General features: G+C 52.8%; 16 protein-coding genes. 3 read left to right on the top strand and 13 right to left on the bottom strand.

Annotated elements, in window-relative coordinates:
• Positions 1-5: 5 nt before the first annotated feature.
• The 10 genes from nuoH to J7619_RS30385 all read right to left on the bottom strand — a co-directional run bounded on the left by nuoH (position 6) and on the right by J7619_RS30385 (position 9479).
• A complete protein-coding gene (gene nuoH, locus J7619_RS30340; RefSeq protein WP_291208116.1) occupies positions 6-959 on the bottom strand; it encodes an NADH-quinone oxidoreductase subunit NuoH in 954 nt (317 codons plus the stop codon).
• Complete coding sequence (gene nuoG, locus J7619_RS30345) at positions 956-3652, bottom strand: NADH-quinone oxidoreductase subunit NuoG (protein WP_291208118.1); 2697 nt, start codon at positions 3650-3652, stop codon at positions 956-958. Before nuoG ends, nuoH begins: the two co-directional genes overlap by 4 nt.
• A 6-nt stretch (positions 3653-3658) precedes the next feature.
• Positions 3659-4927: an NADH-quinone oxidoreductase subunit NuoF gene (gene nuoF / locus J7619_RS30350; protein WP_291208120.1), complete on the bottom strand. Its 1269-nt coding sequence runs from the start codon at positions 4925-4927 to the stop codon at positions 3659-3661.
• A gap of 4 nt (positions 4928-4931) precedes the next feature.
• Complete coding sequence (gene nuoE, locus J7619_RS30355; RefSeq protein ID WP_291208122.1) at positions 4932-5411, bottom strand: NADH-quinone oxidoreductase subunit NuoE; 480 nt, start codon at positions 5409-5411, stop codon at positions 4932-4934.
• Between the two features lie 18 nt (positions 5412-5429).
• Positions 5430-7187 (bottom strand): NADH-quinone oxidoreductase subunit C/D, encoded by a 1758-nt coding sequence (nuoC, locus tag J7619_RS30360; protein WP_291208124.1) that lies wholly within the window; start codon positions 7185-7187, stop codon positions 5430-5432.
• Between the two features lies 1 nt (position 7188).
• A complete protein-coding gene (locus tag J7619_RS30365) occupies positions 7189-7827 on the bottom strand; it encodes an NADH-quinone oxidoreductase subunit B (protein ID WP_291208126.1) in 639 nt (212 codons plus the stop codon).
• Positions 7808-8257, bottom strand: a complete 450-nt coding sequence (locus tag J7619_RS30370; protein ID WP_188929401.1) for an NADH-quinone oxidoreductase subunit A — start codon at positions 8255-8257, stop codon at positions 7808-7810. The genes J7619_RS30365 and J7619_RS30370 overlap by 20 nt, the downstream gene beginning before the upstream one ends.
• Before the next feature lie 94 nt (positions 8258-8351).
• A complete protein-coding gene (locus J7619_RS30375) occupies positions 8352-8783 on the bottom strand; it encodes a CBS domain-containing protein (RefSeq protein WP_291208130.1) in 432 nt (143 codons plus the stop codon).
• A gap of 144 nt (positions 8784-8927) precedes the next feature.
• Entirely contained in the window at positions 8928-9269 is a 342-nt protein-coding gene (locus J7619_RS30380; RefSeq protein WP_291208132.1) for a VOC family protein, read from the bottom strand.
• A gap of 60 nt (positions 9270-9329) precedes the next feature.
• A complete protein-coding gene (locus J7619_RS30385; protein ID WP_291208133.1) occupies positions 9330-9479 on the bottom strand; it encodes a hypothetical protein in 150 nt (49 codons plus the stop codon).
• A gap of 67 nt (positions 9480-9546) precedes the next feature.
• Between J7619_RS30385 and J7619_RS30390 the strand changes: the two genes are divergently transcribed.
• Positions 9547-10887 (top strand): hypothetical protein, encoded by a 1341-nt coding sequence (locus tag J7619_RS30390; protein ID WP_291208135.1) that lies wholly within the window; start codon positions 9547-9549, stop codon positions 10885-10887.
• Positions 10888-11162: 275 nt separating this feature from the next.
• On the top strand, positions 11163-12425 hold the full coding sequence (locus J7619_RS30395; protein ID WP_291208138.1) for a dipeptidase: 1263 nt from the start codon (positions 11163-11165) through the stop codon (positions 12423-12425).
• Between the two features lie 64 nt (positions 12426-12489).
• Here J7619_RS30395 and J7619_RS30400 read toward each other — a convergent pair whose 3' ends face one another.
• From J7619_RS30400 to J7619_RS30410, 3 genes are all read right to left on the bottom strand, one after another.
• A complete protein-coding gene (locus J7619_RS30400) occupies positions 12490-14754 on the bottom strand; it encodes a xanthine dehydrogenase family protein molybdopterin-binding subunit (protein ID WP_291208140.1) in 2265 nt (754 codons plus the stop codon).
• Positions 14755-14786: 32 nt separating this feature from the next.
• A complete protein-coding gene (locus J7619_RS30405) occupies positions 14787-15242 on the bottom strand; it encodes a (2Fe-2S)-binding protein (RefSeq protein ID WP_291208142.1) in 456 nt (151 codons plus the stop codon).
• 241 nt (positions 15243-15483) lie between these two features.
• Positions 15484-16176: a DUF1345 domain-containing protein gene (locus tag J7619_RS30410; RefSeq protein ID WP_291208144.1), complete on the bottom strand. Its 693-nt coding sequence runs from the start codon at positions 16174-16176 to the stop codon at positions 15484-15486.
• A 261-nt stretch (positions 16177-16437) separates the two neighbouring features.
• Here J7619_RS30410 and J7619_RS30415 point away from each other — a divergent pair, with 261 nt between their 5' ends.
• On the top strand, positions 16438-18270 hold the full coding sequence (locus tag J7619_RS30415; protein WP_291208146.1) for a CHAT domain-containing protein: 1833 nt from the start codon (positions 16438-16440) through the stop codon (positions 18268-18270).
• Position 18271 lies beyond the last annotated feature (1 nt).

Consider the following 18271-nt stretch of genomic DNA (forward strand, 5'->3'; position numbering starts at 1 on the left):
AATGGTTAGTTTTTCAGCAAGGTAAATCCGCCGGTTACGAGCAGGTTGAGCAGGGCAATGGGCAGGATGATCTTCCAGCCATATTCCATCAATTGGTCGTACCGGGGGCGTGGAAGCGAAGCGCGGAGCAGGATAAAGAAAATGATAAAAACGAATGTTTTGAGGGTAAACCACACCACCGGCGGCAAAACCGGCCCAAGCCATCCTCCAAAGAAGATAGTGACCACCATCGCCGAAATCAATATGATACCCAGGTATTCCCCGATGAAAAACATACCGAACTTCATGCCCGAATACTCCGAGTGAAAGCCAGCCACCAGTTCACTTTCGGCTTCGGGAATATCGAAAGGCAGCCTGTGCGTTTCGGCTATTCCGGCTGTCAGAAACAGCACAAATGCAACCGGCTGCGTGACCACAAACCAGAAGTCTTTCTGTGCCATTACGATGTCTGTCAGCCGGAACGAGCCCGAAAGCATCACCACACCCATCAGAGAAAGTCCCATAAAAACTTCATAGCTGATCATCTGCGAAGCCCCGCGCAATGCGCCCAGCAAGGAATATTTGTTGTTGGACGCCCAACCACCGAGCACAATGCTGTACACGCCCAGCGACGACATCGCAAGAAAGAACAATAGCCCGATGTCCAGATCGGCCACCAGTATGTCCGGGGCAAAGGGTACCACCACAAAGCTCAATAGTACGGCCGCCGCCACAATGGCGGGGGCAAAAACAAAAACGGCTTTCTCGGCAAACGGCGGTATCCAGTCTTCCTTGAAAAACAGCTTGATCGTGTCGGCCACGACGATAAACAAACCGAACGGCCCTGCGCGGTTCGGACCATAGCGGTCCTGCCAGAGCGCCAGCATCCGGCGTTCGAGCCAGATCAGCCAGGCCGCGATCGTCGTCAGCGTAAACAGGATGATCACGATCATCAGCGTATATTTCAGAATCTCGTTCATAAGGCTGTGTTGGTTAATACACCCTTCGCGGGCCATGTGATACCCGACATCGAGGGCAGATTGTAGGGCAGCCCCGCAAGGCCTTCCGGTAGTTCATTTTTCAGGGTTACCGGCAGGTCAAAAACCTGGCCCCCTATCCGCATTTGCAAAATGCTCCCTTCTGCCGCATGCAGGCGTTCCGCATCCAGGCTGCTCAGGGCGATGTAAGCGCGGGGCGAACGCCCTTCCACGGACGACGAGCGTACGCTCAGCTCATCGGAACCGAAAATGTGCGGCAGCGGCACCAATGCCATTTCATTATCTTGCCGCTTAAATGCAGACGGAATAGTACCTTGTAAACCATTGGAAAAATGCACGCCATCTCCCGATAACCGCACGCCCGGATCTCCGCCGCGCAACGACCCGCCGGCTTCGCTCTGGTATTTGTGCATCGATTGCCCGGAATTCCAGCCTGGCGACCAGTAAAAGGGTGTCAAAGGCGCGGGCGGCAGCCCGCGGTAGCCTTCCATCGTAAATGAAAGCGGCGAGTCGGTATCTTCCGGCGGCTTGGGTTCACTCACGGCTACGTTGGCAAGCATGGCGGTACGGCCACTGAACCGGTGCGGCTCCCGGGGAATCCGCTGTCCGTTAATCCGGAAATCGGATAGTGGAGCTGCCATTTCCGCTCCTTTGAATTGCGGCATGGCACTCACCAGCTCTTCCAGCAGATTGTCCAGCTCGCGCAGCTCATCGGGCCTGCTGCCGTCGCGGAATTGCCGGAACTCGTCGAGCCAGCGCCAACTTTCCCTGATATGTTCGTTTTTAGGCATAAACACCTGAAAAAAGCGCTGCGCCCGCTCTTCATTGTTAACCAGCGTACCTTCTCCTTCCGCAAAAGTGGCGGTCGGGATCAGGACCGTTGCCCGGCGGGCGGTGTCGTTTTCCAGGTGGTCCAGTACAATACAATTTTCAAATGTGCTGAAAAAACGGTCGACCTCAGACCGCTCCGCCCGGCGGTACAAATCATTTTCCAGAACGACCGCCGTAGCGAATTTGCCGGTCTCCGCAGCTTTCATCGCCATGGCCAGCGACGGCGCCTGCATTAAAGCAAGCCCCGCGGAATTGCATTCGGGCAGTACAAAACACAATGCGGCTTTCCTCTCCCCTTTTTCCAATGCCTGCCCGATCTGATACGCGGCCTGGATAATGTCTCCATTAAAAAGCGTCGTTCCCGATACGATCAGCGGCCTTTCAGCTTTTTCCAGAAGATCTGCCACGCGCCTGGCGGATTCCAGCGTTTGTGGCTCCATACCCTCGGGCACGGGCGCATGACCGTCGATAAAATGGGCGATGGCAAAGCCGAAACGCGCAATATCCTCCGGTGCCGCGTGAAGCGCCCCCGACGCTATCTCGTCGAGTTTGGTATTGACTGGATACGCCATAAAGAGTTCTCCCTTCTCATCCTGGATCATCTCCCTGATCGCCGCATCATTCCATAGCGGAATATTTGATCCGGCTATATCTTCGAGCGGCTTGGTGCGGACTGCCTGCCGCAAAGCCAATGCCAGCCTCGGGGCCGAATTGGTCGGGTCCTCGCCCAATACCAGCGTCACATCGGCGTACTCCGTTTCTTTCAGTGAAGGTGTATGCACATGGCCACTGTGTTGTATGGCCAGTATTTTACGAAGCAGCTCCGCTTCGTTTTCAGGGATACCCTGGTAAAAATTCTCTTCGCCCACAAGCCGCCGCAATGCGAAATTGGCTTCCAGAGAGGCTCGCGGCGAACCGATACCGATCAGTTTGCCTTCCGTCAGGATGCCGCTCAGGCTTTCGAACAGGTTCCGGCCTTCTTTTTCCGCGTGGATAACCGGTTGCCTTACCCTGTCGGGATCGTTAACAAACTCATAGCCGTACCGCCCGCGATCGCAAATGAAATACCCGTTAACGGCGCCGTTGAACCGGTTGGTAATCTGCCGGAGCGCTCCATAGCGTTCACCGGCGATGATATTGCACCCCAAACTGCAATGCTGGCAAACCGACGGGGCCATGGTCATATCCCATTTGCGGGTATAATGCTCTCTGAGGGTCTTGTCCGTAAAAACACCGGTAGGACAAACCTCCGCCAGGTTTCCGCTGAATTCGTTTTCCAGCACACCATCTTTTTCCCTTCCAAAATACACATGGTTATGCGCCGCGAATACGTCCAGATCTTTCCCTCCCGCATAATCCTTGTAAAACCGGACACAGCGGTAACACTGGATGCAGCGGTTCATTTCATGGTGCAGGAACGGTCCCAGATACTGGTTTTGGTAAGTCCTTTTGGGGAACCTGAAACGCCGGTAAGCGTGGCCGGTCATCACGGTCATATCCTGTAAATGGCACGAACCGCCCTCGTCGCACACCGCGCAGTCGTGCGGGTGATTGCTCATGAGCCATTCGATGTTCTGTGACCGAAAATCGTGCGCGACGGTATCATTCACGGACAAATACATATTATCCCGAACACCTTCCATACACGCCATCACAAGACGCCCGGCCTTGTCGTTCTCGTCTTTGAAAACCTTAACAGCGCACTGGCGGCACGCGCCCACCGATCCCATAGCCGGGTGCCAGCAGAAATAAGGCAGGTCGAGCCCCAGCGTGAGGCATGTTTCGAGCAGGTTTTTACCCGGCTTTACGTCATAAGGCTTCTGATCGATGTAAATGCGTACCATGATAGTTTACCGCCAGGGGCATTTTTTTTGATCGATATGCTTTTCAAAATCCTCTCTGAAATATTTCAGCGCGCTCTGCAGCGGCTCCATCGCACCCGGTGCGAGCGCGCAGAACGTATTGCCCGGTCCCAGCAGCCGCGTATGCGTTTCGAGCAGCTGCAAGTCTTCCGACCTGCCCTCGCCGCGTTCGATGGAGAGTAATATTTTCTCCGTCCACGGCAAGCCCTCGCGGCAGGGTGTGCACCATCCGCAAGACTCCTGCGCGAAGAAATGTTCGAGGTTATGGACAAACCCCACGGGGCAGGTATGGTCATCGAGAATGATCATCGTACCGGTACCCAGCCTGCTGCCCGCCGCGGCGACGGATTTATAGTCGAGGTTAATGTCCAGATGCTCCTTGACAAGGAAGTCGGTGGAAGCACCTCCCGGCAACGCTCCTCTGAAACCATATCCGTTTGCCATTCCGCCGGCACAGTCCTCGATCAGCTCGCGCATGGAAACACCCATCGGCAACTCCCAGAGACCAGGTCTTTTGACCCGACCGCTGACGCCGTAAATTTTCGTCCCCGCGTCATTTCCTTTGCCCAGGCTTTTGAACCAATCGGGTCCGTTGTTGATGATATGCGGGATATTGCAAAGCGTTTCGACATTATTGACGATCGTCGGTTTGCCAAACAGCCCGCTTACCTGCGGGAAGGGTGGTTTGGCCCTTGGCGTAGCTCTTTTGCCTTCCAGCGCATTCAGCAGGGCGGTTTCCTCGCCGCAGATGTAGCGACCAACGCCGGTATGCAGGTACATTTCCAGGTTATAGCCCGTTCCCAGGATATTTTTGCCCAAATAACCCGCTGCATATGCTTCTTCGATGGCATGCGTGAGCAGCCTGCCGGCTTTTTTATAGGCCCAGCGCAAAAAGATGTACGAGATATTTGCCTGGATCGCAAAGGCCGAAATGATCATGCCCTCGATCAGCTGGTGCGGGTTTCCCTCCATCAGCATCCGGTCCTTGAAGGTGCCGGGCTCCATTTCGTCCGCATTCGCGATCAGGTATTTGACCGGATAATGCCCGTTCATCGGTACGAAACTCCATTTCATACCCGTATTAAAGCCTGCTCCTCCCCTGCCTTTCAGATCCGACGCCTGCACCGTGCCGGTGATCGATTCGGGTGAAAGCGAGAGCGCCTTCCGCAATGCCTGGTACCCTCCGTTCTTTTCATAATCGCGGAGATTGTAACAGGGGCGGTCGAAGCTGATATGCTGGGTGAGCGGTGTTTCCATGGTATCAGTGGTATCGGTCCAGTATTTCGTCCAGATTTTCTTCCGTCAGATCACGAAACAGCTCGTTGTTGATCATCAGGGCCGGCGCATGGTCGCACGTACCCAGGCACGCATTAGGCAGGAGCGTAAACCGGCCATCGGGGGTTGTTTGTCCAAAACCGATGCCAAGCCTCTCCCGGATCTGCCCGTATATTTTTTCATAACCCATCACATAACAACTGATGCTGTCACACAAAAGGATGACATTTCGCCCGACGGGCCTTCTGAAAACGAGGTTGTAAAATGTCGCCACGCTGTCGAGCTCGGCCGGTGACATTTCCAGGTAACCCGCAACGGCTTGCAGGCTATCATCCGAGATCCAACCGCGGTGGTGCTGCACGATTTTGAGCGCTTCGATAGCCGCCGCGCGACGCATCGGTACGAGCGCGATCTCATGGTCAATCTCCGCCATTTCTTCGGGTGTAAGTCTTTCCTGGGCGATCATGACAAAAAAGTTTGTTGATTATCGGTCTATATCGGCCAAAACATAATCGATACTGCCAAGAATGGACAGCAGGTCGGCCACCGTGTAACCCTTACTGATATACGGAAGCATTTGCATATGCGGAAACGACGGGGTCCGGATCCTGACACGGTAGGCCGACGTGCTTCCGTCGCTGGTCAGGTAATAACTGTTAGCACCTTTCGTAGCCTCTATACAGCTCATAGCCTCTCCGGCCGGAATCACCGGCCCCCAGCTTACATTGAGGAAATGGGTAATGAGCGTCTCGATGTCCTGCATCGTGTTTTTCTTGATAGGCGGCGTCGTAAGCGGGTGGTCCGATTTGTAAGGCCCCTCGGGCATGTTTTCCAGGCATTGCTCCACGATTTTCAGGCTCTGCCACATTTCCTGAACCCGTACCAGCGCGCGGTCGTAACAGTCGCCGTTCTGCGCGGTGGGGATCTCGAAATCAAAGTCTTCGTAGCCGGAATAAGGCTGTTTTTTCCTGAAATCCCATTCAAACCCGCACGCCCGCAATCCCGGGCCGGTTACGCCCCATTCAATCGCTTCTTCGAGTGTGTATATCCCAATGCCCACGGTACGGGCCTGGAAAATGCTGTTGCGCATCACCATCTGGTCGTATTCCCGGAGCCGTTTGGGAAAATAATTCACAAAGTCACGCACCAGCTTGTCCCAGCCGGCAGGCAGGTCCTGCGCCACGCCACCGATACGGAACCAGTTGGGGTGCATTCGCGCGCCGCAAATGGCTTCTATTATGTCAAATATCTTTTCCCGGTCGGTAAACATGTAGAATACCGGCGAAAGCTGCCCGAGATCCTGGGCAAATGTACCGTACCATACCAAATGGCTGGCAATGCGGAACAGTTCACACAGCATCACCCGTATCACTTCGACGCGCGGCGGTACCCGGATGCCCGCCAGCTTCTCCACCGCGAGCAGATAAGCCAGGTTGTTCATCACGCCACCCAGGTAATCCACCCGGTCGGTATAGGGTATGTAGGTGTGCCAGGACTGTCGTTCACCCATTTTTTCGGCCCCGCGATGGTGGAAACCGATATCGGGTACCGCATCGACGATATCTTCACCGTCGAGCTGCAAAATAATGCGGAGCACGCCATGCGTGCCGGGGTGTTGTGGCCCGAGGTTCAGGAACATGAAATCGGCGTCTTCACTATGCCTTTTCAAGCCCCATTCTTCGGGATTGAATTGCAATGCTTCCTGTTCCCGGTCCTGTTTTTCCTCCCATAACCGGAAGGGGCCCATTTCGGTCGCACGGGCAGGGTGTTCCTTTCTCAAAGGGTGCCCGTTCCAGGTTAACGGCATCAGTATACGTCGCAGGTGCGGATGGCCTTCAAACCGTATTCCGAACATATCGAAGACTTCCCTTTCATACCAGTTTGCATTTTTCCAAAGTGTGCAAACCGAGGGCATAGACGGGTACTCGCCGTGCAGGCCCACTTTGATGCGGATAAATCTGTTCCGGCCGAACGATAGCAGATGGTAGATTACCGTAAAATCAGGTGGGACTGACCCATTCAACGCGGCCTTCGCCCTGCTGCGCTCGTCAATAGCGCTGAGGTCGAAAAGCATGCTGAACGGCCGGGTTATCCCCGTTTTCAGGTGTGTCAGCAAGGCCACTACCCGCTCTTTCCTGACGCGCAGCGTAGTAACCCCGTCTGTGTTGATTTCTATTTTAAAAGCTGATTCGCCCAATGCGGCCCTCAGCACATCTTCGAGACCGGAATCGATATCTTCCATGTCAAACAGTGTCAGGCGTACGAAAATCAACGACCTTTTTCCTCTCCTCTTTCTTTTCCACGCGCATTACAGGCTTTTCGGGCCTGATAACGCCCTGGGGACCAATAGCCCAGCTCAATGGTCTCTGCTCCTTGCCTACGGATTCGGACAGTAGCACGAGTCCTTGCATAAACGCGTCCGGCCGCGGCGGGCAGCCCGGTACGTACACGTCCACGGGAAGAAATTTATCTACACCCTGTACTACACTGTAGATATCGTACATTCCCCCCGAATTGGCACACGAGCCCATGGAAATAACCCATTTGGGTTCCATCATCTGCTCGTGCAGCCTTTTGATGATCGGCGCCATTTTCACAAACACCGTGCCCGCGATCACCATTACATCGGCTTCCCGGGGCGTTCCCCGGATCACCTCCGCGCCAAACCTGGCCACATCGTATTTGCTCGTAATGCTGGTAGCCATTTCTACAAAACAGCATGACAGGCCGAAATGGAATGGCCACATGGAGTTGCGCCGGCCCCACGCAAGCAAGTCCTGAACCGTGGTGAGCATAACGCTCTGCCCCACAGCCTCTTCGAATGAACCCGTTCCCTGCGTCGCCGCCGTGGGATCGGACGGTTTACTTAGCCACCAGTTCATGGTATGCTTGCCCTTTGGGCAGTTTACGGTAAGCTTTGAGGATTTTCTTGCCGTCGGGGCCGAAGTTCAACGCGCCGATGCTCCATTCGTAGATCAGCACGGCAAACAGCAACCCTATAAAAACACAAATGCCGAGGTACCCTGGCCACCCGAGTTCACGGAACGCCAGAGCCCACAGCACGATAAATACCACCTCGATATCGAATATGACAAACATCATCGCGATCAGATAGAACTGCGCCGAAAACCGCAGCCTCGCCGAGCCCGTTTCGAGAATCCCCGATTCATAAGGCTGTTCGGACGCCGCCGTGCGATGTCGTTGACCGAGAAAGTAAGAAAGCGAAATAATCAATGTCAGTAATGCAAAAACCAGTAAAGTATATAGCCAAAAAGGCCATCCTGGCGTGCCAGACGCATTTAAACGATCCATAAGCAATCCAATTTAGAAAACGTGAACAGCAGAAGAACTGTATTCTCTCAGATTGGCGTGATAAAATGGGTAAGATGTTGGAAGTGAAGAATGCTCAGATGCCCGTGATGTAATGTTTCAGGTTGTCGATCACGTATTCCTGATCCTCGATGATGTACTTGACTACGTCTCCAATGGAAATGATACCTGTGAGCCTTTCGTCGTCGATAACCGGAAGATGCCTGATAAATTTGTCGGTCATGCAAGCCATACAATCTTCAATAGATGTATCCGAGGATACCGTCAGGGGATTACTTGTCATGATTTCCCCCACCAATAAATCTTTAGAGGCCTTACCTCTCAGGATAACTTTTCGTGCGTAATCCCTTTCTGTGAAGATTCCAACGACCCGCTGCTGTTCCATTACCAGCAACGCGCCGATGTTTTTTTCAGCCATCAGTTCCAGAGCTTCGAAAACAGTGTTGTCCGGCCGAATAGACACTGGTCCTGTTTTCTTTGTTTCGAGAATATTTCTGACTTTCCCCATAATTAACTCCCGCCTCCAAACGGATTCAGCGATAAATTTTGGTTAACATAAATATATTTACCAAAACATTAAAAAGCTAATATTCAAGCATTTTTTTATATTTTTTCACGAACGGAAGTTACACCAACGGATAAGGCAATACCCTTACTCACTCCAGACAGCGAGCACATTCCCGTCCGGATCTGCAAAATGGAATCTTCGGCCACCCGGAAAGGAGAAAATATCGACGGTGATCGTACCTCCGGCTGCAATGACCTTATCTTTTACTCCTTCCAGCGCTTTGGTGTACAGCACCACCAGCGGGTTTCCCCCGGCCGCCTCCTGCTGGTTACGGTGAAAGCCACCGGACAATGCGCCGTCTTCGAATGCGGTATAATCGTCGCCATAATCGGTAAAAGTCCAGCCGAAAGCGTCGCTGTAAAAAGCTTTAATGACTTCGATTCGTTTGCAGTAAAATTCGATGTAATTGATGGATGTCTGGCTCATGGTTTTTGGAATTTGGGTGAAGATTCGTTTTTTGCAAATGTATCATGGCGATTCGCTTGTTCAAACAGCTACCTGGAAACCTCTACCGTCAGAAACCTTCCCTTTTACGAGCGCGCGGGGCTGGTCCAGTACGCCCAACTGGATTTTGGGTACACCTTGTATCTGATCGCGGGGTAGTTTCCGGTCGGCAAATCCATATTTTTTGCGCATAAAGGGTATCCCGGACCGTTTTTCGGCTCTTTGTATCAGTTCCTAAACACCGCAACTTTTAAAAATAATGGAAAAGAACCCAACCGAACCTGCATCCGGGACGGCAGCCGCGCTCCCGCTTCTGAGCAGGCGCGAAATGCTTGGCATTACCGGGATGGCCGGCCTTACGGCTTTGACCGGCTTTACAGCCGCTGCCGCTCCCTCAATTGCGCAGGCAAAACCCCGCATCGCATGCCTGGTCACCTATTGGGGCGCTACCCGGTCCCATGCCGATTGGATCATTGCAAAACTGATGGACGGCTACTGGTGGCAGGGCGCCCACACACCCTCGGGGATCGAGGTGGTGTCCGTTTACATTCACCAGTTTGACACCAGTCTGCTCGGCCAGAAAGTATGTAAATCCAAAACCATCCCGATCTTCAAAACCGTCGGGGAGGCCGTCACATTGGGCGGGAAAGAGCTTGCGGTCGACGGCGTGGTGATTGTCGGCGAGCACGGCGATTATGCGACTACTCTCAAAGGCCAGTGGATGCTGCCGCGCTGGTGGATTTACCAGCAAGTGATCCGGGTTTTCGAACAGAGCAAACGTTCGGTACCTGTTTTTAATGACAAACACCTGTCGTACAGCTGGGATGAAGCCAAATGGATGTTCGACAAGTCCCGCGAACTGAATTTCCCATTAACCGGCGGCTCGTCGATTCCGGTCCACTACCGCAAGCCGGATATTGAAATCGATGTAGAAACACCCATCAAAGCATCGGTTATGCTGGGCGGCGCACCCGACGAGGGCGCGCTGTTCCATTGCGTTGATGTATTGCAGGCATTTGTGGAACGCCGGAAAGGTGGCGAGACGGGTGTAAAATCGGTGCAGTGCATCCGCGGGCCCGAAACCTGGAAGTGGACGGAAAAGAATCCCTGGGCGGCCAGACTACTGGAATCCGTTCGAGCGAATTTCAACCTCAAACCCGGGCACTTTCAGGAGATAGAAAAGCCGAATGTCTGTATCGTCGAGTATAACGATGGTACGAAAGCGGCCATCTACAATGCCAGGGATGTCGGCTGGACCTACGCGGCCGAGATCGAAGGGCGCAAGGAGCCTACGATCATCTCGATGCTCGAATGGCCGGGGCCATTTTCCCAATACCATGCCTCCAATTCGCAACCACACTGGATCGTGGAAACGATGATAACCAAAAAGGAGCCATTCAACGCGGAACGGCTGCTTTTGTCAACCGGTATTACCGCATTCAATATGGAATCCAACTGGCAGAACGGTGTTTATTCCGCCGTCGGCCGCCGCATTGAAACGCCTTTCATGAACATGACCTACCGCTCCACGAGGGGCGCGCAGTTCAACAAAGGCGAGCGGCCACCGAATGTGCCCTATATGCGGGGGTTCGCGGAGTAGTTCTAAATTTTGAATGGGTGAATGAACCGCCGTGGAACAGGGAATGAGTGAATGGAAAAGTCAGGAAAAGTCAGGAATAGTCAGGAATGGTGATGCAATTCTTCCTGATATTCTAATTATTCTGATAATTCTTGACATACCCGATCACTCATTCCCCGTTCCATGGCGGCTCATTCAATCATTCAATCATTCAATCATTCAATCATTGAATCATTCCCCGTTCCACGGCGGCTCATTAACTCATTCACTCATTCACTCATTCACTCATTAAATCAATGAACCGCAGAGACGTCATTAAAAGCCTGACACTCTTACCTATAACAGCCAGTGTCTTCCCCATACAATCCGCTCCCGCGAGTGGAAAAAGCAGCTCAAAAGCCTCACCGAAGCCCATGCCAGACCTGCATCGCAACGCATTCGTGATGGACGGGCATACGCACGTCATGAGCCGTGAGCTGGTGCTGAAAACCGATATCGGCCAGCGCTACGCGGACGGTACCGTCGATCTGCCTAGGGCCAGGGAAGGTGGATTAGACGCGATGTTCTTCTCGGTTTACACGCCCGAGAACTATTACCCCGGAAGGTTCGAAACGAAGAACACGTTCCGGGTTGTGAACCTGGCGTTAGACCAAATCAAAAAGAATAATGCTGTTATCGAGCTGGCACTGAATGCCTCAGACATTGAACGTATCAATAAAAAGGGCAAAATGGCCGCTTTTCTGGATCTGGAAGGCGGTTATGATCTTTATGGCGATCTCGATCTGCTGCGCGCACTCTACAAGCTCGGCCTGCGCTCGATGCAGCTCACCGCCCACAGTACCACCAACGCATTTATCGATGCGTGTAACGACGTGTACACCTGGGGAGGCATCAACGAGCATGGGAAAGCGGTGATCCGGGAAATGAACGACCTGGGCATGGTGATCAACGTGGCCCACGCGTCCAACGACGCCATTCTGCAATCGGTAGCGGCGAGCCGCCACCCGGTGATTTACAGTCATGGCGGCTTCTACAAAATAGTGGACCATCCCCGGTGCATTTCCGACGAAGCGGCCAAAGCCATTGCGGCAAAAGGTGGTGTGATCGGTGTGCATTTCGGCAGCCTTTTCAACAATCCGAAATACTGGGCATGGCAGAAAGCGAACAACCCGGTTAAAGTCCAGCCGAATCCACAGCCCAAAACACCCCGGATCCTGAGCTCGCAGGTTACGACGCAAACCATTGAAGATGTGGATAAGGAGTTTGCGCGCGAACTGCCGTTTACCTACAATGGTACTATCCCCGACGAGTACTGGATGCATGTCGACCAGCTCGCCAGGGTAATCGATTACGGCGTAAACCTGGTCGGCGAAGACCACATTGCCCTGGGTTCCGATCTGGATGGCGGCCCCGAACTACCCCGCGAGATCAAAGATATCAGCGACTATCCCCAGATCACTATCGCCATGCAAAAGCTGGGGTATAGCGACCAGCGGATCAAAAAGATCCTTGGACAGAACTGGCTTCGTGTGATCCGGCAGGTTACAGAAGGGAAATAATATGAATGGAAAAAGGAGTCACTTCATGCAGCGGCTCCTTTTTACTAATCGTACCCGGCATCTTTCAGGTGTCGGCATGCCGCCCTCCGAAAGGCTGGTTATAGTGCCTTTTGCCCGTGTTCTTATATAATGCATTGGCCACCGCGCCAAATACCGGGGGAAATGGCGGCTCTCCCAGACCTGTCGGATCGATATCATTCTCGACAAAGTGAACATCGACCATTTTCGGGGCTTCGTGGTGCCTGATCATCCGGTAGGTATCGAAGTTACGCTGTTCCGCAGCACCTTCCCGGTGGGTCAATGCACCGTAGAATGCGTTACCGATACCATCCACCACTGCACCCTGTACCATGTTCCCGGCTGCTTCCGGGTTTACGACAATCCCGCAGTCGATCGCGCTGAATACGCGCTCAACGTAGGGTTTTCCGTCGCGTGTGACCATGTCCACCACGTGCGCGGCATAGGAGTTATGGCAGAAATAGGCAGCCACACCCCTGCTATACTTTTCGCTACCTGCCTTGCCCCACCCGGATTTGTCCCTTACCAGTTTCAAAACACCCGCGTACCGGTCCGCATCGTAGTCATTGTCCTTCCCAACAGGATTTTCCTTTGCCTTTTTCAATAGCTCCAACCGAAACTCGATCGGGTCTTTGCCCATTGCCTCGGCCACTTCGTCCAGAAACGACTGCTCCGCGGCGGCGTTGAAGTTGGAACGCGGCGCACGGAATGCACCGATCGTGATATTCGAGGGTATCTGCCATCCCTCTGCAAGGTAATGGTCCACCGCTCCTGCCGGAAACCGGTTGGCATGAATGGGATGCTCAGGGATACCGCCACCCTTGACCTGGAAGGCGATCAGGTTTTTATTCGCGTCGAGCGCGGCGCGATAGGTGGCGGTGTACATCGGCCGGTAAATGCCGTATGTCATATCGTCTTCACGGGTATAGATCAGCTTCACGGGCGCCTTGACCTTTCTTGAAATCAGGGCTGCTTCGGTGAGGTAATGCCCATAAGCCCTCCGGCCGAAACCGCCCCCCATGCGTGTCATCTGGATTTCAATCTTGTCGGCAGGGAGACCGAGGATTTTGGACAACGTGGGCTCAATCCAGCCGGGACCTTGTAACGGCCCGACCAACAGCGCCTTATCGTCAGTCACATGCGCGAAGAAATTCATCGGTTCCATGCAATTATGCGCCAGAAACGGGGCATTGTAAGTACGCTCGACGATCTGTTCCGCATTTTTGAAAGCGGTTTCAGGGTCTCCATCCTTACGTAGCTGCTGCGCAGGCTTCTGCCCGTATTCCTTCATTTTCTCGAAATGGACAGTGGTGCTTTCCAGCCCGCCTGGGACAACGACCTCCCTCTTTCCATCTCTGCCCGCCATGGTATCCTTCGTCTCTCCGGCCTGCTCCCACTGCACTTTCAGCTTTTTACGGGCGTTCATCACCTCCCAGGTGGTGTTACCTACGACCACGAGCAAATCGTTGAAAGTACGCGTATCGAAGCCTGCCTGTTCGAAACCTTCTTCATACAATTTCAGGCTGAATACCTCTTTGATACCCGGCATTTTAAGCGTTTCGGAAGCGTCGAAAGATTTGAATTTCATGCCAAATGCCGGCGGATGCTGGATCATCGCGATCAGCATGCCTTCCTGGCGATAATCGAGGCCGAACAACGGTTTACCGGTAACGATTTTGTGCCCTTCAACATTTCTGCTGGGTTTTCTGACGATCGTAAAATCCTTCGGTGTTTTGAGCTTTACCTCCTTAGGCACCGGCAGCGCGGCCGCCTGGGTCGCCATCTCGCCATACCTGGCAGATTTCCCGCTCGCATGGCGTAGCGTGCCCGCTTGCGTGGTCACCTCGCTCACCGGCACATTCCACGACCGGGCAGCTGCTTCGCGAAGCATTTGCCGTGCAGCCGCTCCGGCTTCCCGCAGCGGTTTCCAGTACATCCGCACCGAATTACTGCCTCCCGTAAACTGGGGCCCGAGCTTCACGTTGTCGTGCGGGCCCATTTCTACCGACACGTTTTTCCAGTCCACATCCAGCTCCTCGGCCAGGATCATGGGCAGGGAAGTCATTACATTTTGCCCGAATTCAGGATTGGGACAAATCAGCTTGACTTTGTTATCCGTGGTGATATGAATGTAGCCATTCAGATGCGCCCATTGCCCGGGTGCCTGCGAATTGTCCGGCAACTGCCCCGGCGTCGTTGCTACCGCCGCTACTGCATTGGAAAACCAGCTGACACTGAGCGCCATTCCGCCTCCCGCGAGCATGGAAGCCTTCAGAAAGGAGCGCCTGTTAAAATTTTTATCTTCTGCCATAGTCGTGTTTTGTTCAGAAATGGATCGTACCGCTACTTCCCGGCTGCCGATTTAATTGCTTCCCTGATCCGCAGATACGTGCCGCAACGGCAGATATTGCCGCTCATATGCGTTTCAATCTCTTCGTCGGTGGGATTTGGATTGCTTTTCAGCAGTGACGCAGCGGTCATTATTTGCCCCGACTGGCAATAGCCGCATTGGGCCACGTCGTGTTCGAGCCACGCCTTCTGAACAGGATGGTCGCCATTGGCCGACAATCCCTCAATCGTGGTGATCGCCTGCTTCCCAACCGCCGAAACCGGCAACTGGCAAGATCGAACCGCAACACCTTCCAGATGAACTGTGCACGCACCGCACTGAGCGATGCCGCAACCGTATTTGGTACCCGGCAGATCCAGATGGTCGCGCAATACCCAAAGCACCGGTGTTTGCGAATCGACATTCACCTGCCTGACTTTTCCGTTAATTTTTAGATTGTATGTAGCCATAGTTCCTGAATTTACGACCATTTTTTTCTGACCTGACATAACCTAATTCGTAACCGGTAGCACTTTCGCACCGGCCGTTAGCGATTACAAGAGGTACTTCACCAATTCTCCGTCAAAAAACCTTTTCAGAATGGCAAATTTCATACACGTCCCGGCTCCGTATCTTATATATATTACTGAAATGTCTACCATTATTCCTGATACGACAGTTTTCGTCCTCGCCTGTCGTGCCACTTCGCGTTCATGCCCTGTTTTGAATCAGCCCGGACACGACGTTGATGGTAAGGGCAACAAGAAGCGTATTAAAAACAAACGACAACAGCGCATGGACAAGCGCCAGCCTTCTGATTTGCCGGGAAGAAATCGTTACGTCCGAAACCTGAAAAGTCATCCCTATGACAAACGAGAAATAGGTAAAATCAAGGTAATCGGGCTCCGTTTCATTGGGGAAGTCCAGCCCCCGTTGCTGCTGGTTCCGCCCGTCGCGCCCGCCTTCCGTGGTGCGATAGTAAAGATGGGCATACCGCAGCGTGAATATGGTATGAACCAGGATCCAGGAACAAACAATGCAGGAAAACGATAGGATAAAATGAATGGTAAGCTCCGACCACGACGCCGTTTTCCCCGCCGCACGCAGCAAGAACAAAATGGCGAACAGGCTCACAAACGAAGCTACAATAACAAACAGGGAAATCACGACCCGGCTCGAATCCTGGCCGTTTACTTCCCGCCTGACCTCCAAAGGATGCGAACTGAGAATTGTCACCCAGGCCAGGCCCAGATGTACCGTACTGTATACGAGCCACCCGATCATCCAGTTGACAGGCTTTTCTACCAGGGAAGCAGTCGTTACGACCGCCAGCGAACCCAAAATAAGGGCAATGCCAAGCTTGTGATGGGCATCCATTCGGTTAATCAATGTCGTGACTCGCATAAATGTCGGGTATACGTTTTCAAAAAAAGGTAAGATAATTTATTGCCGGTTCAATTGCCTAAAATACACCCTTCATTTCTCTGTTGCGGTTGTTCCCGAATGCCGTCGGGTTATTCAACTAATTCGGTAAATTTGTAATAAACAGGAACCGATATGAGCGTAAAACCGCTTAATAACATTTCCCGGAAAAAGTAGAACTACTTTGGTATTCTTGCATACCTTATCATTTTGTTGCCGACACGCCTAAATCCTTCCCGATCAATGCGACCTCCCGTCATCCTCTGTGCGTTTTCGAACTCCGGCGACGCATACCTGTCACAACTCGAAAAGGAAAAAGAAGCCATTTCGGATGCGTTGCGTGAGCGGCAGGGAAAGGGGCATCTGCTACTGGATACCGACCCGCGGACGATCAAAAAACTGCGGGACCGCCTGCTTTTGTACCAGCCGCAGGTAGAGATCATCCATTACGCCGGACATGCGAGTGGCAGCCAGCTGCTCATGGAAGATGCCACCGTATACGGAGCAGGGTTGCTCCAATCGATCCGCTTGCAGAAGAATTTACAACTTGTCTTTCTGAACGGCTGCTCCACCCAGGAACAGGTACACCAGTTGCTCGACGCGGGCGTTCGCGCGGTCATCGCGACAAGTGTCGACATCGGCGACGATACCGCCACCCGTTTTGCCGAAGATTTTTACCAGAAGCTGGCCAGCGGACACGCTATCGACGAGGCTTTCAAACTGGCAACGGAGGTGGTTACCGCCAAAAACAATGCGACTTTAAATACCGAAGAACATCAGGACCGCGGCATCGCCCGAACAATCAAAGCACCTAATGCAGGTCCGGTGTGGGGACTTTACCTTCATAAAAACCACCCCGACGCCGCCAGCCACCGGTTATCGGAAAAGAGCTTTTACGAGCTGCATATCAAAAGCCAGATCGACTCGAATTTCAACACTTCCGAGGACGCCATTCTGGCCTCACTTTATAACGTCCTGATGACGTTCAGCGACGAACTCCCGATGTTCGAAGATCTTGAAAAGAAATATGGTGAACAATGGGATCCCAGGAGATTCGACGTCAGGGAGGTCAAAAACGCGATTATCAACAGCCTGCCCTCGCCCATTGCCGAACAGGTGCGAAAATTGCTGGTCACCGAGGACGAGCCCCTGGCCAGCGAACGCCTGCGGTTTTTAATCAACACTTACTCGGTAATGGCCGATTTGCTGTTGTTCATCATGTTTTCCCAACTCTGGGAAGCACTGGTGCAGGGAAAGGTACCCGTTCTCGAAGATAAGCTGAAAGAACAGATCGGCGCTTTCTTCCTGCTGAACCATCAGGACAGGCAGGCCTACGACGTGATTCCGCTTGTGAGGCTTATCCATGACAAGCTGAAAGCCCACGACGTACCGCTGTTCGTGAGCGAAATGTCGCACCTGGCCGACCTGATGGACGAGCGCGACAGTGAGTTCTTTGGAGGGTATCTGAACATTACACGCATTAAAAGTAAATACCGGGACCTGAGCATCATGGAAGAGCTCGACGACCGGGAATGCCGGGAAGATTGCGAGAAAGCGGAAGCCAGCCTTTGCATTATGTTCAAGGAGCTGGGCTTCTGCGCGCGGTACAAGTTTGCGACGATCAAGAATATTTACATTAATAAAAAGAAGAACCAGCCGGCCGTGTATCAGCACAAGATGGTGAAGCTGGATTATGTGCTCGTCGGGTTTACCGACAAAATGGAAGATTTCGAAAACTTCACAGATTCCAATTCGGTCGTTATCTACAAAATCGAGAACAAGAAGCTCTCCGCATTCAACCTGTACCCTTTCGTGATCGACATGAATGCATTGATCAGCGAGAAGCTTTCCAAGATCTACTTCTTCTATAATTATGATAAAAACACTACTGCCACTACCTGCACTTATAATTTCATCAAGAATATCAATGAAAAGAAAGACCGTCTGCAAATCCCGGCATTGCCCAATTTTTTAAGGACGAAAACCGATTTGAAAATATCGCAGGAGGAGCTGGAAACGATCGGTCCGGACATTCTTCTGAGTGTAGAAGGTTTCATTTCCTATTTCCAATCCTGAC

Origin of the sequence: Dyadobacter sp., assembly GCF_017744695.1 — a bacterium.
Classification (GTDB): domain Bacteria; phylum Bacteroidota; class Bacteroidia; order Cytophagales; family Spirosomataceae; genus Dyadobacter.

Excerpts from the sequence above, each read along its gene's own strand:
- J7619_RS30400 (WP_291208140.1), bottom strand. The coding sequence starts at position 14,754 with ATGGCAGAAGATAAAAATTTTAACAGGCGCTCCTTTCTGAAGGCTTCC.
- J7619_RS30415 (WP_291208146.1), top strand. The coding sequence starts at position 16,438 with ATGCGACCTCCCGTCATCCTCTGTGCGTTTTCGAACTCCGGCGACGCA.
- nuoF (WP_291208120.1), bottom strand. The coding sequence starts at position 4,927 with ATGGAAACACCGCTCACCCAGCATATCAGCTTCGACCGCCCCTGTTAC.
- J7619_RS30385 (WP_291208133.1), bottom strand. The coding sequence starts at position 9,479 with ATGCGCAAAAAATATGGATTTGCCGACCGGAAACTACCCCGCGATCAG.
- J7619_RS30370 (WP_188929401.1), bottom strand. The coding sequence starts at position 8,257 with ATGGATCGTTTAAATGCGTCTGGCACGCCAGGATGGCCTTTTTGGCTA.
- J7619_RS30375 (WP_291208130.1), bottom strand. The coding sequence starts at position 8,783 with ATGGGGAAAGTCAGAAATATTCTCGAAACAAAGAAAACAGGACCAGTG.
- J7619_RS30365 (WP_291208126.1), bottom strand. The coding sequence starts at position 7,827 with ATGAACTGGTGGCTAAGTAAACCGTCCGATCCCACGGCGGCGACGCAG.
- J7619_RS30405 (WP_291208142.1), bottom strand. The coding sequence starts at position 15,242 with ATGGCTACATACAATCTAAAAATTAACGGAAAAGTCAGGCAGGTGAAT.
- J7619_RS30395 (WP_291208138.1), top strand. The coding sequence starts at position 11,163 with ATGAACCGCAGAGACGTCATTAAAAGCCTGACACTCTTACCTATAACA.
- J7619_RS30390 (WP_291208135.1), top strand. The coding sequence starts at position 9,547 with ATGGAAAAGAACCCAACCGAACCTGCATCCGGGACGGCAGCCGCGCTC.
- nuoE (WP_291208122.1), bottom strand. The coding sequence starts at position 5,411 with ATGATCGCCCAGGAAAGACTTACACCCGAAGAAATGGCGGAGATTGAC.
- J7619_RS30380 (WP_291208132.1), bottom strand. The coding sequence starts at position 9,269 with ATGAGCCAGACATCCATCAATTACATCGAATTTTACTGCAAACGAATC.
- nuoC (WP_291208124.1), bottom strand. The coding sequence starts at position 7,187 with ATGGAAGATATCGATTCCGGTCTCGAAGATGTGCTGAGGGCCGCATTG.
- nuoG (WP_291208118.1), bottom strand. The coding sequence starts at position 3,652 with ATGGTACGCATTTACATCGATCAGAAGCCTTATGACGTAAAGCCGGGT.
- nuoH (WP_291208116.1), bottom strand. The coding sequence starts at position 959 with ATGAACGAGATTCTGAAATATACGCTGATGATCGTGATCATCCTGTTT.
- J7619_RS30410 (WP_291208144.1), bottom strand. The coding sequence starts at position 16,176 with ATGCGAGTCACGACATTGATTAACCGAATGGATGCCCATCACAAGCTT.